Consider the following 16,791-nt stretch of genomic DNA (forward strand, 5'->3'; position numbering starts at 1 on the left):
AGCAAGAAAGGCACTCTTCGTGCGCAAGAACATCAAGCTCACCGCATTCGCCGCCACCTCCGCCGCGCTCGCCCTGGGCCTCACCGCCTGCGGCAGCTCCTCGGACCCGGCCTCCTCGACCAAGGCCGGCGCCAAGGTCGACGAGAGCAAGGCCCTGGTCATCGCGGCCTCCCCGAGCCCGCACGCCGACATCCTGAACTTCGTCAAGGACAAGCTCGCGGCGAAGGACGGCCTCAAGCTGGAGGTGAAGGAGTTCACGGACTACGTCCTGCCCAACACCGCCACCGAGCAGGGCCAGGTCGACGGCAACTACTTCCAGCACAAGCCGTACCTCGACGACTTCAACAAGAAGAACGGCACGCACATCGTGCCCGTCGTGAACGTGCACCTGGAGCCGCTCGGCCTCTACTCCAAGAAGGTCAAGTCCGTCGCCGACATCAAGGCCGGCCAGACCATCGCGGTCCCGAACGACACCACCAACGAGGGCCGCGCGCTCCAGCTGCTCGCCGCGAACAACCTGATCACCCTCAAGGAAGGCGTCGGCACCAGCGCCAAGCTGTCCGACATCACCGACAAGAAGGGCCTGGAGTTCAAGGAGCTGGAGGCCGCCACGGTCCCGCGCGCCCTGAACGACGTCGACGCCGCGATCATCAACGGCAACTACGCCCTCGAGGCCAACCTGTCGCCGGCCAAGGACGCCCTGGTCCTGGAGAAGGCCGAGGGCAACCCGTACGCCAACTTCCTGGCGGTCAAGGACGGCAACCAGAACGACCCGCGCGTCCAGAAGCTCGCCAAGCTCCTGAACTCCGACGAGGTCAAGAAGTTCATCGAGGAGAAGTACCAGGGCTCGGTCACCCCGGCCTTCGGCGCACCCGCCGCCTCCTGACGCACCACCCCCGCCGAGCGGATACCGCCCGGCCGACCGCGGGTTTCCGGCCCCGCGCACCCTCCGGGGCGCGCGGGGCCGAACTCGTGGGCGCACAGGGCCCCGGGCTGCCCGCTTCCGGGCAACCCGGCCCTGCACATCCCCCGGTCGATGCTGCATGCTGTGGCCTACGACCCGCTCGAACGGTCCCGCACCACGGTCGCCCCACGGTCTCAGGCATGGAGCTGCGCATGACTACCACCTTCCCGGACGTCACCATCAGCACGGACCGGCTGGTGCTGCGCGCCTTCGAGGAAGAGGACGTCACCGCGCTCGCCGAGATGATGAACGACGAACACATCACCGCCTGGACCTCGGTGCCGCACCCCTACACCCACGCCGAAGCCCACGCATGGGCCACCCGGCACGCGCACGCGGAACGCACCGAGGGCCGGGGCATCGTCTTCGCCGTCACCGAGTTCCTCACCCAACGACTCGTCGGCATCGTCCACCTCCAGAACACCAACTGGCACACCCGCACCACCGAGGTCGGCCACGTCACCGCACCCTGGGCCCGCGGTGAGGGCTACGCCAGCGAGTCCGTGCTCGCCGTCGCCCAATGGCTCTTCCGCGACCAGCACTTCGAACGCCTCGAACTGCGCACCGCCGCCGACAACACCGCCTCCCAGCAGGTCGCCCAGAAGATCGGCTGCATCAGCGAGGGAGTCCTGCGCAACGCCTGGATAGTGCGCACCCAGGCGGCCGACGGCGGCTGGGCCGAGACCCGTACCGACCTCATCGTCTGGAGCCTCGTCCCCGAGGACCTCGACGACCTCGACGACACCGGCGGCTACGACGGCTACGACGTCCACGGGAACGGCTCCGCCCGCTCCGGCTACTCCGCCCGCTCCGGCGACGAGGACCAGTACGCCTACGGTCGGCGGGCCGACGCCGGCGGGTACGCCGTCGGCGCCGACTGGCACTGACCCGTGACCGGGTAGTCTCACCGTGCCCGACCCCGCGACGCAGTTTCGCCCGCCCCCCACCCCAGGAGACTGACGACGATGGCCGACCGGGTCACGGTGATCGGCTGGGACGGTTCGCCACTGACCGCGGCCGCCAGGTCCGCCCTCTCCGCCGCCACCCTGGTGGCCGGCGCCGCCCACCACCTCGCGCTGCCCGAGGTCCCGCCCACCGCGGAACGCATCCGCCTCGGCAGCCTCGGCCTCGCCGCCCGCCGCATCGCCGGCCACCGCGGCACCGCCGTCGTCTTCGCCGACGGCGACCCCGGCTTCTTCGGCGTCGTACGCACCCTGCGGGCCCCGGAGCACGGCCTGGAGGTCGAGGTCGTTCCCGCGGTGTCCGCCGTCGCGGCAGCCTTCGCCCGCGCCGGCATGCCGTGGGACGACGCCCAGGTCGTCGTCGCCCACCCCCGCACCCTGCGCCGGGCCGTCAACGTCTGCCGGGCCCACGGGAAGGTCGCCGTCCTCACCTCGCCCGGCGCCGGACCGGTCGAACTCGCCCTGCTGCTCGACGGCGTCCACCGCACCTTCGTCATCTGCGAGGAACTGGGCACCGACCGGGAGCGCGTCACCGTCCTCACCTCCGACAAGGTCGCCGACCACACCTGGCGCGACCCCAACGTCGTCATCGTCATCGGCGGGGCCGGCCACTCCGCCGCCCCCGCCGAAGCCGCCTGGCTGCTCGGCAGCCACCCCGGCCTCGCCGGGGCCCGCGGCTGGGCACGCCCCCAGACCCTCCCGGCGGAACCCGGCACCACCGGCGAGGGCGAGTCGGCGCAGCTGCGCGCCGCCCAACTCGCCCGTCTCGGCCCCCGCACCGGCGACCTCGTCTGGGACATCGGGACCGGCTCCGGCGGCCTCGCCGTGGACGCCGCGGCCCTCGGGGCCGCCGTCATCGCCGTCGACGTCGACCCGCGTGCCTGCGATCGCGCAACCGCCGCCGCCCGCAAGCGCGGTGTCCAGCTCCAGGTCCTCGTCGGCCGCGCACCCGTCGTACTGGAGTACCTGCCCGAACCCGACGTCGTGCGCGTCGGCGGCGGGGGAGCGGAAGTCGTCGCCGCCGTGGCCGACCGACGCCCCGAACGGATCGTCAGCCACGCCTCCACGCGCGACGAGGCCGAGGCCATCGGCCGCGCCCTCACCGAACACGGGTACGTCGTCGAGTGCGCGCTCCTCCAGTCCGTCGGCCTCGACACCCGGACCTGGGCCGAACAGGACCGTTCCGTCGTGTTCCTCCTGGCAGCCGAACGCCCCGTGAGCCGCTAGAGCGGAGCCCGGGGTAGGCTGGCCGATCGTCGTACCGCCCTGCGGCACGCTGACGTGGCGCAGTCCACAGCCGACCGCGCCGGTTTATGGCCGACACGGTGGCCGACGAGCGCGACAATGCTCAGGAGTTGTTGTGCGGGGCGCGGGTGCGGCGAACGGGTCGCACGGCCACCCCGAACGGCAACTCCGCTCGGCGGCCTCCTGGGCCACCGGGCGATCGAAGAGGCGACATCGATGGGCGAGGGGTACGCATGACTGACACCGGCCAGGTTCCGGGCGAGGGCCACCCGGACGACGCGGGCATGGTGGATCAGCAGGGCATCCCCGCTCCGGTCCCGCCCCTCCCGCCGCTGCCCCCCGTTCCGCCCCAGGTTCCGGCGGGCTACGCCTTCCAGGACCTCGTGGACGACCCGGCCGAGGCGGAGGACGAGGAACTCCTCCTGATGCCGAGCGGCCAGGGCGCCTGGAGCGACCCGCAGGTGGTCCCGCCGGTGCCGGCCTTCCCGGCCGACTTCCCCGCCGAGCCCGTCTACACCGAGTACCCGCAGAACCCCGCGGCGGGCTACCCGCACCCCGCTTTCCCCGACACGGGCTACTCCGACGCCGGCTACCCGCCGCCCGCGCAGCCGGGCACCGGCTTCCCCGGGGGCGCCTACGCCGAGGCCTCGTACCCCGAAGGGTCGCTGCCCGACGCTTCCTTCCCCGCGACCGGTTTCCCCGACGCGTACGCCGAGCCCGCCGCCTACAGCGCAGGCGCCCACGAGACCGGCGGCCGTGACTCCGGCGCCCTCGACCTCGGCGGCCTCCTCGCGCCCGCCGCCGCGCCGGCGGCCCCGGTCGCCCCGGCCCGTCGCCCGCTGCACATGGGCCCGCCCGTACCCGAGGCCACCGGCGGAGTCGTCCGCTCGCTGGCGGACCGCGGCCCGGCCGCGGCGCCCGTGGCGGCCCCCGCGCCGACCGTCCCCGCGCCCGGCCCGGCGGCCATGGCGCAGCCCATGCCCGTACGTCACGCGGGACCGCCGACCACCGGCCCGGAGTACCTGGACTTCTCGCACGCCGAGGCCGCCGCCCAGGCGGCCCCGCAGCAGTCCGCGGAGATCCCGGCGCAGGCCGGCGCCCCGTGGGCCACCGAGCCCGCCGCCGCCCCGGCCCCGGCCGCCGAGCCCGCCGCCGCGGAGCAGGTGCCCGCCGAGCAGGTTCCCGCCGCGGAGCCCGCGTCCGACGCCCGATCGACCGGCGATCCCCTCGCCGCCGCCGACGCGGGGGAGCCGTCGCGGGAGCCCGCGCCGGAGCCGACCGTCGTGCCCGAGGCGGTCGTGCCCGAGGCCGCCGTCGCGCCGGAGCCCGAAGCCGTCGTCGCACCGCAGCCCGAGGCCGTCGTCGCACCGCAGCCCGAGGCCGAGGCCGAGGCCGCGGCCGTCCTGTCGCCCGAGCCGGCCGTCGAGGCCGCGCCGGGGCAGCAGGCCGCGCCGGAACCGCATGCCGTCCCGGAACAGCAGGCCGAGCAGCCCGCCGAGCCGCAGCCCGAGCCCCTCGCGCCGGCGGAGCCCGAGGCGGAATCCGTGCCGGAGCCGATCGCGGCGGCCCCGGCCCCCGAGGCCGTGGTTCCGGAGGCCGCCGTGGCCCCCGTGCCCGTCGCTGCCGCCGAGGCCTTCGCTGCCCCCGAGGCCGAGCCGGCCGCGGCGCGGCTCCCGGAACCCGCCGACCAGCCCGAGGCGCCCCCGGCCCCCGAGGCGCCGGCCGCCGTCGAGGCCCCGGTGGACCCGGTGACCCCCGAGGCCCCTGTGGCTCAGGAGGCTCCCGCAGAGCCCCTGGCCGAGGCGCCGATCGAGCCCGCCCCCGCAGAAACGGTGGTTCAGGCCCCCGTCGAGCCGGAGCCCGAGCCCGCCCCGGCCGCAGCCCCCGAGGCGCCGGCCGACGTACCGGCCGATGCGCCGGTCGACGTACCGGTACCGCTCGCCGCGCAGGCCGACGTACCGGCCGGGCCCGCCCCCGACGCCGTCGCGGAGCCCGCCGAGGGCCTGCCCGCGCCCGCCGAGGTCGTGGAATCGCCCGTCGAGGCCCTGTCCGTGCCCGCTGCCGTCGCCGCACCGGTCGAGGCCGCCGGAGCCCCCGGGATGCCCGAGGCCGGCGAGGCCGCGGAGCAGCTCGAGGCGCCCGGCCTCCCCGAAGCCGTCGCCGTGTCCGCCGGCGAGGCCGCCCCCGGGTACGCCGACGCCGAGCGCGAGGCCGTCCTGCGCGTCATGCGCGAGCGCCGCGACATCCGCAAGGGCTTCCGCACCGACCCGATCCCGCACGAGGTGCTCCTGCGCGTCCTGGAGGCGGCCCACACCGCCCCCAGCGTCGGCCACTCGCAGCCCTGGGACTTCGTCGTCATCCGGTCGGCCGAGACCCGCCGCACCATGCACGAGCTCGCCCAGCGCCAGCGCGAGGCGTACGCCAAGTCGCTGCCCAAGGGCCGGGCGAAGCAGTTCAAGGAACTCAAGATCGAGGCCATCCTCGACACCCCGGTGAACATCGTCGTCACCGCCGACCCCACCCGCGGCGGCCGCCACACCCTCGGCCGGCACACCCAGCCGCAGATGGCCCCGTACTCCTCCGCCCTCGCCGTCGAGAACCTGTGGCTCGCCGCCCGCGCCGAAGGCCTCGGCGTCGGCTGGGTCAGCTTCTTCGACGAGCGCGAGATGGTCCGCGCGCTCGGCCTGCCGGAGCACCTGGAGGTCGTCGCCTACCTGTGCGTCGGGTACGTGGACGAGTTCCCCGAGGAGCCGGAGCTGGCGCAGGCCGGCTGGTCCCAGCGCCGCCCGCTGTCCTGGGTGGTCCACGAGGAGACCTACGGGCGCCGCGCGCTGCCCGGCGAGGCACCGCACGACCTCCTCTCCGAGACCGTCGCCGGCATCCGCCCGCTCGACGCCAAGGCGCTCGGCGAGGCCTGGGAGCGGCAGAAGCGCATGACCAAGCCCGCCGGGGCGCTGGGCATGCTGGAGATCATCTCCGCCCAGCTGTCCGGGCTCTCCCGGGTCTGCCCGCCGCCGATCCCCGAGCCCGCCGCCGTCGCGATCTTCGCCGGTGACCACGGTGTCCACGCCCAGGGCGTCACCCCGTGGCCGCAGGAGGTCACGACCCAGATGGTCGCGAACTTCCTGGGCGGCGGGGCCGTCTGCAACGCCTTCGCCAACCAGGTCGGCGCCGAGGTCTGCGTCATCGACGTCGGCGTGGCCGGGGACCTCCCCGCCACGCCCGGCCTGCTCCCGCGCAAGGTCCGTGCGGGTACGGCCGACCTCTCCGTCGGCCCCGCGATGACCCGCGAGGAAGCGATCGCGGCCATCGAGGTCGGCATCGAGACCGCCCGCGACCTCGTGGCCGCCGGCAACAAGGCGCTCCTCACCGGCGAGATGGGCATCGCGAACACCACCGTGTCCGCGGCCCTGATCTCGGTGTTCACCGGGGTCGACCCGGCGGAGGTCACCGGCCGCGGCACCGGCATCAACGACGAGACCCACACCCGCAAGATCGAGGTCGTACGCCGCGCCCTGGAACTCCACCAGCCCGACCCGGCGGACCCGATCGGCGTCCTCGCGGCCGTCGGCGGCCTGGAGCACGCGGCGATCGTCGGCCTGCTCCTCGGCGGCGCCTCCCTGCGCACCCCGGTGATCCTGGACGGCGTCAGCGCCGGCGCGGCGGCCCTGGTGGCCCGCGCCATCGCCCCCGAATCCCTGTCGGCGTGCATCGCGGGGCACCGCAGCGCGGAGCCGGGCCACGTGGCGGCCCTGAACAAGCTCGGCCTGCGCCCGCTGGTCGACCTGGACCTCCGCCTCGGCGAGGGCACGGGCGCCCTGCTGGCCCTCCCGCTCGTCCAGAGCGCGGCCCGCGCGATGCACGAGGTGGCCACCTTCGACTCGGCGGGCGTCACGGAGAAGTAACCCTGCCCGCCCCCCCTGAGCCCGGTTCCCACCCAAAGGAACCGGGCTCGGCCCCTCTCCGCCCCCACGCCCTCCCGGTCCGCACGCGCCCGCCCGAGCCGCCCCTGGCGCTCCCGCTTCCGACGAGGTGGATTCGGCGCACTCGGGCGCCCCCGCGCAAGGCTGCCGACCCCGGCAGCACCCTCAGCACACGCCCCCCCCCGCGACCCCGCCCCCGCCGAGCCAGGCACCTGCACCGGCCCCCTCCCGACCTGGCACCTTCTCCCCGTCCGGCCGGGGTGCCCGCCCGCGTCCGGTCCGGGCGCCTGCTTCCTGCCCGGCCCAGACACCCGCCCCGCGCGACCTGGCGCCCGCCCCCTCCCGGCCTTGCGCCCGCCCTCGTCCGGCCTGGGCGCCGGCCCCCTCCCGGCCTGGCGCCTGCTCCCGTCCGGCTTGGGCGCCCACCCTCGTCCGGCCCGGGCGTTTGCCCCGCGCGACCTGGCGCCTGCTCCCGCCCGGCCTTGCGCCTGCTTCCTGCCCGGCCCAGGCACCCGCCCCGCGCGACGATGCGCCCGCCCCCGTCCGGCCTGGGCGCCCACCCTCGTCCGGCCCGGGCGTTTGCCCCGCGCGACCTGGCGCCTGCTCCCGCCCGGCCTTGCGCCTGCTTCCTGGCCAGTCCGGGCACCCGCCCCGCGCGACCTTGCGCCTGCTCAGTCCGGCCTGGGCGCCCACCCCCGTCCGGCCTGGGCGCCGACCCCCGTCCGGCCCGGGCACGCGCACCCGCACCCGCCCCCGCCCAGGCCGGGTACCCGCCACGCCCGGCCAGGGCACCCGCGCCGTAAGGTGGACCCGGACCACAAACCGCACGTCAGTCCCCCCGCCGCTCCAGCGCCGCAGCGGCACGCAACCCCCTCCGCCGCATCAGGAGCCGCAACCGCCATGGCAAACCCGGCATACCCCGCCTATCCCGTCGGCCTCCGCCTTGCCGGGCGCCGCGTCGTCGTCATCGGCGGCGGTCAGGTCGCCCAGCGCCGACTGCCCGCGCTGATCGCCGCCGGTGCCGACGTCCTGCTCATCTCCCCGTCCGCGACCCCCTCCGTGGACGCGATGGCCGAGACCGGCGAGATCCGCTGGGAGCGCCGCCGCTACCAGGACGGCGACCTCGCCGGAGCCTGGTACGCCCTGATCGCGACCCAGAACCGGGACGACAACGAGCGGGCTTCCGCCGAGGCCGAACGCGAGCGCGTCTGGTGCGTCCGCGCCGACGACGCCTCCGCCGCCACCGCTTGGACCCCGGCCACCGGCCGCGTCGAGGGCGTCACCGTCGCCGTGCTGACCGGCAACGACCCGCGCCGCTCCGCCGCCGTCCGTGATGCCGTCGTCGAGGGCCTGCGCGACGGCTCGCTCGTCGCCCCCGGCCACCGCCACAAGAACACCCCGGGCGTCGCCCTCGTCGGCGGCGGCCCGGGCGACCCGGACCTGATCACCGTCCGCGGCCGCCGCCTGCTGGCCGAGGCCGACGTGGTCATCGCCGACCGGCTCGGCCCCCGCGACCTCCTCGACGAACTCCCGCCGCACGTCGAGGTCATCGACGCCGCGAAGATCCCGTACGGTCGCTTCATGGCCCAGGAGGCCATCAACAACGCCCTCATCGAGCACGCCAAGGCCGGCAAGGCCGTGGTCCGTCTCAAGGGCGGGGACCCGTACGTCTTCGGCCGCGGCATGGAGGAACTCCAGGCCCTCGCCGAGGCGGGCATCGCCTGCACCGTCGTCCCCGGCATCTCCAGCTCCATCTCGGTGCCCGGCGCGGCCGGCATCCCGGTCACCCACCGCGGCGTCGCGCACGAGTTCACCGTGGTCAGCGGCCACGTCGGCCCCGACGACGAGCGTTCCCTCGTGGACTGGGCCTCCCTCGCCAAGCTCACCGGCACACTGGTGATCCTGATGGGCGTCGACAAGATCGGCCTGATCGCCGCGGCCCTGGTCCGGCACGGCCGCTCCGCCGACACCCCCGTCGCCGTGATCCAGGAGGGCACCACCGCGACGCAGCGTCGGGTGGACGCCACCCTGGCCACCGTCGGCGAGACCGTCCGCGCCGAGCAGGTCCGCCCGCCGGCGGTCATCGTCATCGGCGAGGTCGTCCGCGTCGGCACCCCCGCGAACGCGACTCCCGCGAACCCCGCGAACCCCGCGACTCCGTGACCCCCGGTTCGGGCCCGATCCCGTACGCCGGGTTCGGGCCCGACCCCGTACTCCCACCACCAGCGCCTGACAGGCCGTTGGCACCACACCCAGGACAAGGCAGTATCACCCTGTGGCTGATCTCATCACCGTCGAAGACCCCGACGACCCGCGCCTGCGCGACTACACCGGCCTGACCGACGTCGAACTCCGGCGCCGGCGCGAGCCCGCGGAAGGCCTGTTCATCGCCGAGGGCGAGAAGGTCATCAGACGGGCCAAGGACGCCGGGTACGAGATGCGCTCGATGCTGCTCTCCGCCAAGTGGGTCGACGTCATGCGCGACGTCATCGACGAGCTCCCCGCCCCGGTGTACGCCGTCAGCCCGGAGCTCGCCGAACGCGTCACCGGCTACCACGTGCACCGCGGCGCCCTCGCCTCCATGCAGCGCAAGCCGCTGCCCACGGCCGAGGAACTGCTGTCCGCGGCCCGCCGCGTGGCCGTCATGGAAGCCGTCAACGACCACACCAACATCGGCGCCATCTTCCGCAGCGCCGCCGCCCTCGGCATGGACGCCGTCCTGCTGTCCCCCGACTGCGCGGACCCGCTCTACCGCCGCTCGGTGAAGGTCTCCATGGGCGCGGTGTTCTCCGTCCCGTACGCCCGCCTCGAAGCCTGGCCCAAGAGCCTCGACTCGGTACGGGAAGCCGGCTTCAAGCTGCTCGCCCTCACCCCGCACGAGAAGGCCTCGCCGATCGACGAGGCAGCCCCCCGCACCCTGGACCGGGTCGCGCTCATGCTCGGCGCGGAGGGCGACGGCCTGTCCACCCAGGCCCTGGTCGCCGCCGACGAATGGGTTCGCATCCCCATGGCGCACGGCGTCGACTCGCTCAACGTGGGCGCGGCCGCGGCCGTCGCCTTCTACGCGGTGGCCGGCGCCTCCGGGGCGTAACCGTCGCCCCCGCGCACGCCAGAGGTCGGCGGACCGGCTCCGGCCGGTCCGCCGACGCGCTCTCAGAGCCGCTGCGCGAGGGCGATGCCCAGGGCGACGACGAGGGTCACCACGACGAACACGATCAGTCGCTGCCGCAGCAGCTTCGGGTCCGGCCGCGACGGCCGCCGCCCCGCCCCGGTCGTCCGCGGCGCCTGCCGCCCACCCGCCGTACGCCCACCCGTGCGCCCCGCCGTGGAACCGGGCTGGTTGCGCGGCGACGAGGGCCGCGAGTGCGGTCCGCTGTGCGGGCCCTGCGCCCGCGGCGTGGGCGCGGGGCTCCCCGTACGACGCTCCGTGCGCTGCTCGGCGTACTCGTCGGCGAGCCGGCCCGTCGGTCGTTCCACCCGGGCGCGCTGCGCCGGCGGCCTGCCGTCGCCGAGCCCCTGCGCCTCGCGGGCGGCGATCTCCTTCAGCCGCATCGACAGCTGGAGGGTGGTCGGCCGGTCCTCCGGATCCTTGGCCAGGCAGGCCGAGACCAGGGGGGCGAGGGCGTCCGGCACCCCCTGGAGGTGCGCCTCCTCGTGCACGACCCGGTACAGCATCACCTCGGAACTGCCGTGCCCGAAGGGCGAGTCGGCGGTCGCCGCGTAGGCGAGGGTGGCGCCGAGCGCGAACACGTCGGTGGCCGGGGTGACGGCGGCTCCGCGCACCTGTTCGGGCGCGAGGAAACCGGGGGAGCCCACGGCGGTGCCCACGTGGGTGAGCGTGCTCGCGCCGGTGGCCCAGGCGATGCCGAAATCGATGATCCGGGGGCCCTTGGGGGAGAGCAGGATGTTCGAGGGCTTCAGGTCCCGGTGGACCACCCCCGCCTCGTGCACGGCGACCAGACCCTCGGACAGCGCGGCGCCGATCGCTGCGATCTGCGCGGCCGTCAGCGGACCCTCCTCGGCGACCTTGTCGTGCAACGAGGGGCCGGGTACGTACTGCGTCGCGAACCAGGGACGCTCGGCGTCCAGGTCGGCGGCCACCAGCCGCGCGGTGCACCCGCCGCGGATCCGTCGGGCGGCGGACACCTCCCGCGCGAAGCGGGAACGGAACTCCTGGTCCTCGGCGAGGTCGGGTCGGATCACCTTGAGGGCGACGCGCTGTCCGCGCCGGTCGGACCCCAGGTAGACCACGCCCATGCCACCCGCACCGAGCCGCCGGTGCAGTCTGAACGAGCCGACGACACGCGGGTCCTCGCGCCGGAGCCGCATCATCGCCATGTCCACCCCGCTGACCGGTCGTCCTGTTGACCTGGCACAGCTTACGGACCATCCGCCATGCGCGCTCAGAGGCCGCGCCCTCGCCGCAGGATTCGATCGTCAGTACGGAGCAGGCCACTTGGGGGTTGTGCCGCCCGATCGGGCCCTCTTTGCCCCGAACCCGTGACATTCCCCAAGAGCCCCTCGGGTCAAGGTGATTGGCAGCCCACCGACCCATCCGGACCGGCGGACGCGGCCCGCGCCGGGCCGAACGGCCGCAGGGACGCGTCAACGTCCCGCACGAGGACACGCGTGCGCGGGGAGTGACGGAAGTGAGCGAAGTCACTACCCTCCGGTCATCCCCTCCGGGAAGACCCTCACAACGGGGGAGTCGTCTCCACCCAGGGGAGTAGTCGGGGGCGGGTACGTCATCCTCCCGGAGGCCCGGCAATGGGTACGAGGGCATGAGGCCAGCAGCCCCCCGCCCGCCTAGTGTTGAAGACAAGCGGCGGGTGTCGCACTCGTCCCCCGAGGTCAAGCCCGCCGCTGCCAAACGACAGGGAGAGGACCATGGCGGACATCGCACGGCAGGGACGCAAGGCATTCGCGTTCAACGGCCATGAGTCCGGTACGCGTCACCCGCTGGTGGCCGCGGCGATGGTGCTCCCCCTGGCCGCCGTCCTGCTCTTCCTCTTCGGAGGCTTCGAGCAGGTGGTGGCGCAGGCGTCGTCCGTGGGCGTGATGCTGGGGCGCTGAGCGGCGCCCCAGGCCCGGGAGAGCGGCCCGGGCCGGGACATCGGCCTGTCGAACCCCGTGGGGACGGGGGCGCGACGGACGGCAGGTGAAGGGTGCTGCCCGTACGGCTGGGGAGCCGGACGGGCAGCACCCTTTTCAACACCCCCACCCACACCGCCCGACCCCGTGCGCGAACCGCCGACGCCGGGCGCCCGCGGACCCGGCCCGCCGGCGCGACGGCAGCCCCCACCGCGGGCGCGCCGACGACACGGCCCGGTACTCCCCGCCCCGTCACCCGTACCGCCCGCGTGCCGGCGCACCCCCTCGCACGACCACCCGGGCGTACGCCGGAGTACCGAGCGGTCCCGCCCCACCACGGCGACATCCCGGGGTTTCCCCCTCGCCTCCGGATCCGGGACGGGATCGGTCGTACCCTCCTGGTGGGAGAAGGGGGCCGGATGATCCGGGACACCGCGCCGGGCACGACCACGCGCACCGCAGCCACCGCCGTACGCCCGTACGCCGGCCCCGGGACCGCGCCGGCCGGGACCCCCGGCCACGGGCGGGCCGCCCCGTGAGCGCCGCCCTGCCCGCCGCGCTCGCCGCCTGGGGGTCGGGCGGCAGCGGGCACCCGTACGCCCTCCTCGCCGACCGGCACGACGGCACCGTGGTGCGCTGCGGGGACGCCGTCGCCAAGGCGCACGCCCCCGACACCGACCCGGAGGCCCTCGCACTGCGGCTCCGGATCGCCGGAGCCGGTCCCCTGGCCGGGGTCCTGTTGCCCCCGCTGCGGACCGGTACCGTCCACGGCCGCCCCGTCTCCCTCTGGCCGTACGGGACCCCCGTGGACCCGGAGCGCCCCGAGGACGCCCCCTGGGAGGCCGCCGCCCGGCTGCTCGCGGCCCTGCACCGCACCCCGCCGGACGCCCTGCCCGGCCCGGTCCCCCCGATGCGCGGCCCCGCCAAGCTGGCCCGCGCCCTGCGCCGCCTCGCCCGGGCCGTCCCGCCCGTCGACGGCGCCCGCCTCCCGGAGCCCGCCCACCCGCAGGACGCCCCGCCCGCCCCCGGCCCGCACCCCCCGGACCCACCCGCCCCCGCATCCCGGCGCCTCCCGCCGCACCTCCCGGGCCCGGCCCCCGGGGCCCGTGCCGTGCGGGCGGCCGCCGCGACCCTGCCCGACTGGGTCCGGGGCGAGCGGGCGGCCCCGCCCGGCGGAACGCTGTGCCACGGCGACCTCCACCTCGGGCAGTTGGTGCGGCACCCCGCGCCCGGCGGCCCCTGGCGGCTCATCGACGTGGACGACCTCGGTATCGGCACCCCCGCCTGGGACCTGGCCCGCCCGGCGGCCTGGTACGCGGCCGGGCTGCTCGCCCCGGAGGTGTGGCTGCGCTTCCTGGACGCCTACCGCGCCGCCGGCGGCCCGGCGGCCGGCCCGCCCGGTACCGACCCGTGGCCGGAACTCGACCTGGCCGCCCGGGCGCTGACCGTTCAGGGCGGCGCGCTGGCCCTGGCCAAGGCGGCGGCCGAACGGCGCCCGCTCGACGGGGCGGAACGCCTGATGGTGGATTCCTGTGCCCGAATCGCCGCGATCCCGCCGGAGTTGGAGCCCGGGGCCGCGTCGTAGGGTGAGGGCCACGTCACCGGGCATGCATCCGGTGTCGACGCAGACGGCGAGGAGTTGATCGGTCCATGCAGTGTCCGAAGTGTCACGCGATGATGCACACGTACAACCGCAACGGTGTCCAGATAGAGCAGTGCAGCGGCTGCCGCGGCATCTTCCTCGACTACGGGGAGTTGGAGGCGCTGACCCGGCTGGAATCCCAGTACACGGCCCAGCAGTACCCCCAGGTCCCGCCGCCCGCCGCGCCGCCGGCGCCCTATCCGGCCCAGCACGCCGCCCCCGCCCCCGCCTGGGGAGCCCCGCAGCACGGCGGTCACGGGCACCACGGCCACCACGGCCACCACAAGGGCGGCTTCGGCCGGATGTTGTTCTCCTCCTGACGAGCCGAACCCCGCCTGGACCCTCACGGGCAACGCGGAAGCCCCGGCCGTCTTTCGACGGCCGGGGCTTCCGGATGGTGCGCGATACTGGGATTGAACCAGTGACCTCTTCCGTGTCAGGGAAGCGCTCTCCCGCTGAGCTAATCGCGCGGGCTCCACGGCTCGAAAGCCGCAGTGAAACGGTACTACACGAGCTGCGGTGAACTGCGTGCGCGATACTGGGATTGAACCAGTGACCTCTTCCGTGTCAGGGAAGCGCTCTCCCGCTGAGCTAATCGCGCGGGGATCCTTGCGGATCAGTGGACGATACTGGGATTGAACCAGTGACCTCTTCCGTGTCAGGGAAGCGCTCTCCCGCTGAGCTAATCGTCCTTGGAGGTGGAGACGGGATTTGAACCCGTGTAGACGGCTTTGCAGGCCGTTGCCTCGCCTCTCGGCCACTCCACCATGGAGCCGCGGGGGTTATCGGGAAGAAATCCCCCACTTCGAGCGGACGACGAGACTCGAACTCGCGACATCCACCTTGGCAAGGTGGTGCTCTACCAACTGAGCTACGTCCGCAGGTCACCGTGTGTGCTCCGGGGTGTTCCCCCTTCGCTCCCTGGCGACGTGTTGAACTCTAGCGGATTCCCGGGCCAGCTCAAAAACGCGTTTCCGCAGCGTGCTGCCGCACGATCACCGCCGGTCACCCGACCGTCACCTCCCCGGCGCCATCGCGTCACCGGTCATAGACTCGCAGCCGTGCACGACCTGCCTCACGACCTGCCTCCCCTCGCCCGCTTCGGCGGCCTCCTCGCGACCGACCTCCGCGACGTCACCAGTGACGCCGCCGCCCTCGACTCCACCGGGTTCTGGGCGGTGGCCGCCGACTTCGAGGGCCGGCTGGTCTGCGCGCGCTTCGGGGACGTACGACCCGATCCCGTGCCCCCGCCCGTGCCGGGCGCCTGGTCCGGGCCCGGGCGGGACCAGTGGTCCTCCTCCCTGGACCGGGCCGCGTACGTCAGCGGTGTCCGCCGGATCCGCGAGCACATCGCGGCCGGGGAGGTCTACCAGGCCAACCTCTGCCGCGTGATGTCCGCCCCGCTGCCCGACCCGCACACCGCCGACGTGGACGCCCTGACGAGCCTCCTCGCGCGCGGCAACCCCGCCCCCTATGCAGGAACGATTCGGCTCCCCGCGCACGGCGTGGAGATCGCCACCGCCTCCCCGGAGCTCTTCCTGAGCCGCTCCGGGCGCCACGTCGAGTCCGGTCCGATCAAGGGCACCGGCCGCACCGCAGCCGACCTGCTCCCCAAGGACCACGCCGAGAACGTGATGATCGTGGACCTCGTCAGGAACGACCTCGGCCGGGTCTGCGCGACCGGGTCCGTCACGGTGCCCGCGCTGTGCGCGGTGGAGGAGCACCCGGGCCTGGTCCACCTCGTCTCCACGGTCGGCGGTGAACTCGCCGACGGCGCCGGCTGGCCCGAGCTGCTGGCCGCGACCTTCCCGCCCGGCTCGGTCACGGGCGCCCCCAAGTCCTCCGCACTGCGGATCATCGAGGCCCTGGAGACCGCCCCGCGCGGCCCCTACTGCGGCGGCATCGGCTGGGTCGACGCCGACCGGCGCACCGCCGGGCTCGCCGTGGGCATCCGTACGTTCTGGATCGACCGGGAGGCACCCGGCGGACCGCGCCTGTGCTTCGGCACCGGCGCCGGGATCACCTGGGGTTCCGACCCCGACCGCGAGTGGGCGGAGACGGAACTCAAGGCCGCCCGGCTGCTCGCTGTAGCGTCGGGCACACACGAGACGCACGACCTGAGTGGAGGGACCGTACGGTGAGGATCTGGCTCGACGGAGCACTGCGGGACGCCGAGGACGCGAAGGTGTCCGTCCTGGACCACGGCCTGACCGTGGGCGACGGCGTCTTCGAGACGCTCAAGGCGCACGACGGCCGCGCCTTCGCCCTCACCCGCCACCTCGACCGGCTGACCCGCTCGGCCCGTGGCCTCGGCCTGCCCGACCCCGACCTCGACGAGGTGCGCCGGGCCTGCGCCGCCGTCCTGGAGGCCGACCCCGTCCCGCTCGGCAGGCTGCGGATCACCTACACCGGCGGGCTGTCCCCACTGGGCTCCGACCGCGGCGAGACCGGACCGACCCTGATCGTCGCCCTGGGCGACACCACCCGGCGGCCCGACAGCACCGCGGTGATCACCGTCCCCTGGGTCCGCAACGAGCGCTCCCCGCTGACCGGCCTGAAGACCACCTCGTACGCGGAGAACGTGGTCGCGCTGGCCCGGGCGCACCGGGAGGACGCCTCCGAGGCCCTCTTCGCCAACACCGTCGGGCAGCTCTGCGAGGGCACCGGCTCCAACGTGTTCGTCGTCCTGGACGGCGAACTGCACACCCCGCCCGTGGCCTCGGGCTGCCTCGCCGGGATCACCCGGGCCCTCGCCGTCGAGTGGACCGGTGCCAAGGAGACCGACCTCCCCTTCGAGGCCCTGGAACACGCCGACGAGGTGTTCCTCACCTCCAGCCTGCGCGACGTCCAGGCCGTCCACCGCGTCGACGGTCGCACCCTGGGCGCCCCCGGTCCGGTCACCGCGAAGGCCATGCGGGTCTTCGACGAGCGCGCGGCCTCGGACCTCGACCCGTAGTCACGGGG

11 protein-coding genes, 5 tRNA genes and 1 pseudogene are annotated in these 16,791 nt (G+C 74.8%); 11 read left to right on the plus strand and 6 right to left on the minus strand.

Features of this window, described 5'->3' with window-relative positions; all coding sequences use genetic code 11:
- Positions 1-19: 19 nt before the first annotated feature.
- The 6 genes and pseudogenes from ACFY0I_RS22770 to ACFY0I_RS22795 all read left to right on the plus strand — a co-directional run bounded on the left by ACFY0I_RS22770 (position 20) and on the right by ACFY0I_RS22795 (position 10,185).
- Positions 20-886 (plus strand): MetQ/NlpA family ABC transporter substrate-binding protein, encoded by an 867-nt coding sequence (locus tag ACFY0I_RS22770; RefSeq protein ID WP_388898731.1) that lies wholly within the window; start codon positions 20-22, stop codon positions 884-886.
- 218 nt (positions 887-1,104) lie between these two features.
- A pseudogene (locus ACFY0I_RS22775) lies at positions 1,105-1,728 on the plus strand (GNAT family N-acetyltransferase); the annotation flags it as partial.
- A gap of 201 nt (positions 1,729-1,929) precedes the next feature.
- Complete coding sequence (gene cbiE / locus ACFY0I_RS22780) at positions 1,930-3,153, plus strand: precorrin-6y C5,15-methyltransferase (decarboxylating) subunit CbiE (RefSeq protein ID WP_388898734.1); 1,224 nt, start codon at positions 1,930-1,932, stop codon at positions 3,151-3,153.
- A 251-nt stretch (positions 3,154-3,404) separates the two neighbouring features.
- A complete protein-coding gene (cobT, locus tag ACFY0I_RS22785) occupies positions 3,405-7,076 on the plus strand; it encodes a nicotinate-nucleotide--dimethylbenzimidazole phosphoribosyltransferase (RefSeq protein WP_388898737.1) in 3,672 nt (1,223 codons plus the stop codon).
- A 918-nt stretch (positions 7,077-7,994) separates the two neighbouring features.
- A complete protein-coding gene (cobA, locus tag ACFY0I_RS22790; RefSeq protein WP_388898740.1) occupies positions 7,995-9,257 on the plus strand; it encodes a uroporphyrinogen-III C-methyltransferase in 1,263 nt (420 codons plus the stop codon).
- A gap of 112 nt (positions 9,258-9,369) precedes the next feature.
- Positions 9,370-10,185: a TrmH family RNA methyltransferase gene (locus ACFY0I_RS22795; RefSeq protein ID WP_388898742.1), complete on the plus strand. Its 816-nt coding sequence runs from the start codon at positions 9,370-9,372 to the stop codon at positions 10,183-10,185.
- A gap of 62 nt (positions 10,186-10,247) precedes the next feature.
- Here ACFY0I_RS22795 and ACFY0I_RS22800 read toward each other — a convergent pair whose 3' ends face one another.
- The gene (locus ACFY0I_RS22800) at positions 10,248-11,432 is read right to left on the minus strand and encodes a serine/threonine-protein kinase (RefSeq protein ID WP_388898745.1); all 1,185 of its coding nucleotides are present in this window, start codon (positions 11,430-11,432) and stop codon (positions 10,248-10,250) included.
- Between the two features lie 549 nt (positions 11,433-11,981).
- On the opposite strand from ACFY0I_RS22800, the gene ACFY0I_RS22805 reads away from it, so the two are divergent.
- From ACFY0I_RS22805 to ACFY0I_RS22815, 3 genes are all read left to right on the plus strand, one after another.
- A complete protein-coding gene (locus ACFY0I_RS22805) occupies positions 11,982-12,167 on the plus strand; it encodes a hypothetical protein (protein ID WP_362880161.1) in 186 nt (61 codons plus the stop codon).
- Positions 12,168-12,720: 553 nt separating this feature from the next.
- The gene (locus ACFY0I_RS22810; RefSeq protein ID WP_388898748.1) at positions 12,721-13,770 is read left to right on the plus strand and encodes a phosphotransferase family protein; all 1,050 of its coding nucleotides are present in this window, start codon (positions 12,721-12,723) and stop codon (positions 13,768-13,770) included.
- Positions 13,771-13,835: 65 nt separating this feature from the next.
- Positions 13,836-14,147 carry a zf-TFIIB domain-containing protein gene (locus ACFY0I_RS22815; RefSeq protein ID WP_384000387.1) on the plus strand — a complete coding sequence of 104 codons (312 nt, stop codon included), beginning with the start codon at positions 13,836-13,838 and terminating at the stop codon, positions 14,145-14,147.
- A 75-nt stretch (positions 14,148-14,222) separates the two neighbouring features.
- On the opposite strand, the gene ACFY0I_RS22820 is transcribed toward ACFY0I_RS22815, so the two are convergent.
- The 5 genes from ACFY0I_RS22820 to ACFY0I_RS22840 all read right to left on the minus strand — a co-directional run bounded on the left by ACFY0I_RS22820 (position 14,223) and on the right by ACFY0I_RS22840 (position 14,708).
- Positions 14,223-14,297, minus strand: a tRNA-Val gene (locus ACFY0I_RS22820).
- Positions 14,298-14,356: 59 nt separating this feature from the next.
- A tRNA-Val gene (locus tag ACFY0I_RS22825) sits at positions 14,357-14,428 on the minus strand.
- A 19-nt stretch (positions 14,429-14,447) separates the two neighbouring features.
- Positions 14,448-14,519: transfer RNA gene (locus ACFY0I_RS22830), tRNA-Val, on the minus strand.
- A 1-nt stretch (position 14,520) separates the two neighbouring features.
- Positions 14,521-14,594 (minus strand) — tRNA-Cys (locus tag ACFY0I_RS22835).
- 41 nt (positions 14,595-14,635) lie between these two features.
- Positions 14,636-14,708, minus strand: a tRNA-Gly gene (locus ACFY0I_RS22840).
- A 180-nt stretch (positions 14,709-14,888) separates the two neighbouring features.
- Here ACFY0I_RS22840 and ACFY0I_RS22845 point away from each other — a divergent pair.
- Together ACFY0I_RS22845 and ACFY0I_RS22850 are read left to right on the plus strand one after the other, a co-directional pair.
- Positions 14,889-15,968, plus strand: a complete 1,080-nt coding sequence (locus tag ACFY0I_RS22845; RefSeq protein ID WP_388898752.1) for a chorismate-binding protein — start codon at positions 14,889-14,891, stop codon at positions 15,966-15,968.
- A complete protein-coding gene (locus tag ACFY0I_RS22850) occupies positions 15,965-16,783 on the plus strand; it encodes an aminotransferase class IV (RefSeq protein WP_388898755.1) in 819 nt (272 codons plus the stop codon). Before ACFY0I_RS22845 ends, ACFY0I_RS22850 begins: the two co-directional genes overlap by 4 nt.
- Positions 16,784-16,791: the final 8 nt, after the last annotated feature.

The organism is Streptomyces sp. NPDC001568, assembly GCF_042893755.1.
GTDB lineage: Bacteria > Actinomycetota > Actinomycetes > Streptomycetales > Streptomycetaceae > Streptomyces.

What these genes read in the sequence shown, in the direction of transcription:
- ACFY0I_RS22805 (WP_362880161.1), top strand. Translation starts at nt 11,982, where the DNA reads ATGGCGGACATCGCACGGCAGGGACGCAAGGCATTCGCGTTCAACGGC.
- ACFY0I_RS22800 (WP_388898745.1), bottom strand. Translation starts at nt 11,432, where the DNA reads ATGGCGATGATGCGGCTCCGGCGCGAGGACCCGCGTGTCGTCGGCTCG.
- cbiE (WP_388898734.1), top strand. Translation starts at nt 1,930, where the DNA reads ATGGCCGACCGGGTCACGGTGATCGGCTGGGACGGTTCGCCACTGACC.
- cobT (WP_388898737.1), top strand. Translation starts at nt 3,405, where the DNA reads ATGACTGACACCGGCCAGGTTCCGGGCGAGGGCCACCCGGACGACGCG.
- ACFY0I_RS22815 (WP_384000387.1), top strand. Translation starts at nt 13,836, where the DNA reads ATGCAGTGTCCGAAGTGTCACGCGATGATGCACACGTACAACCGCAAC.
- cobA (WP_388898740.1), top strand. Translation starts at nt 7,995, where the DNA reads ATGGCAAACCCGGCATACCCCGCCTATCCCGTCGGCCTCCGCCTTGCC.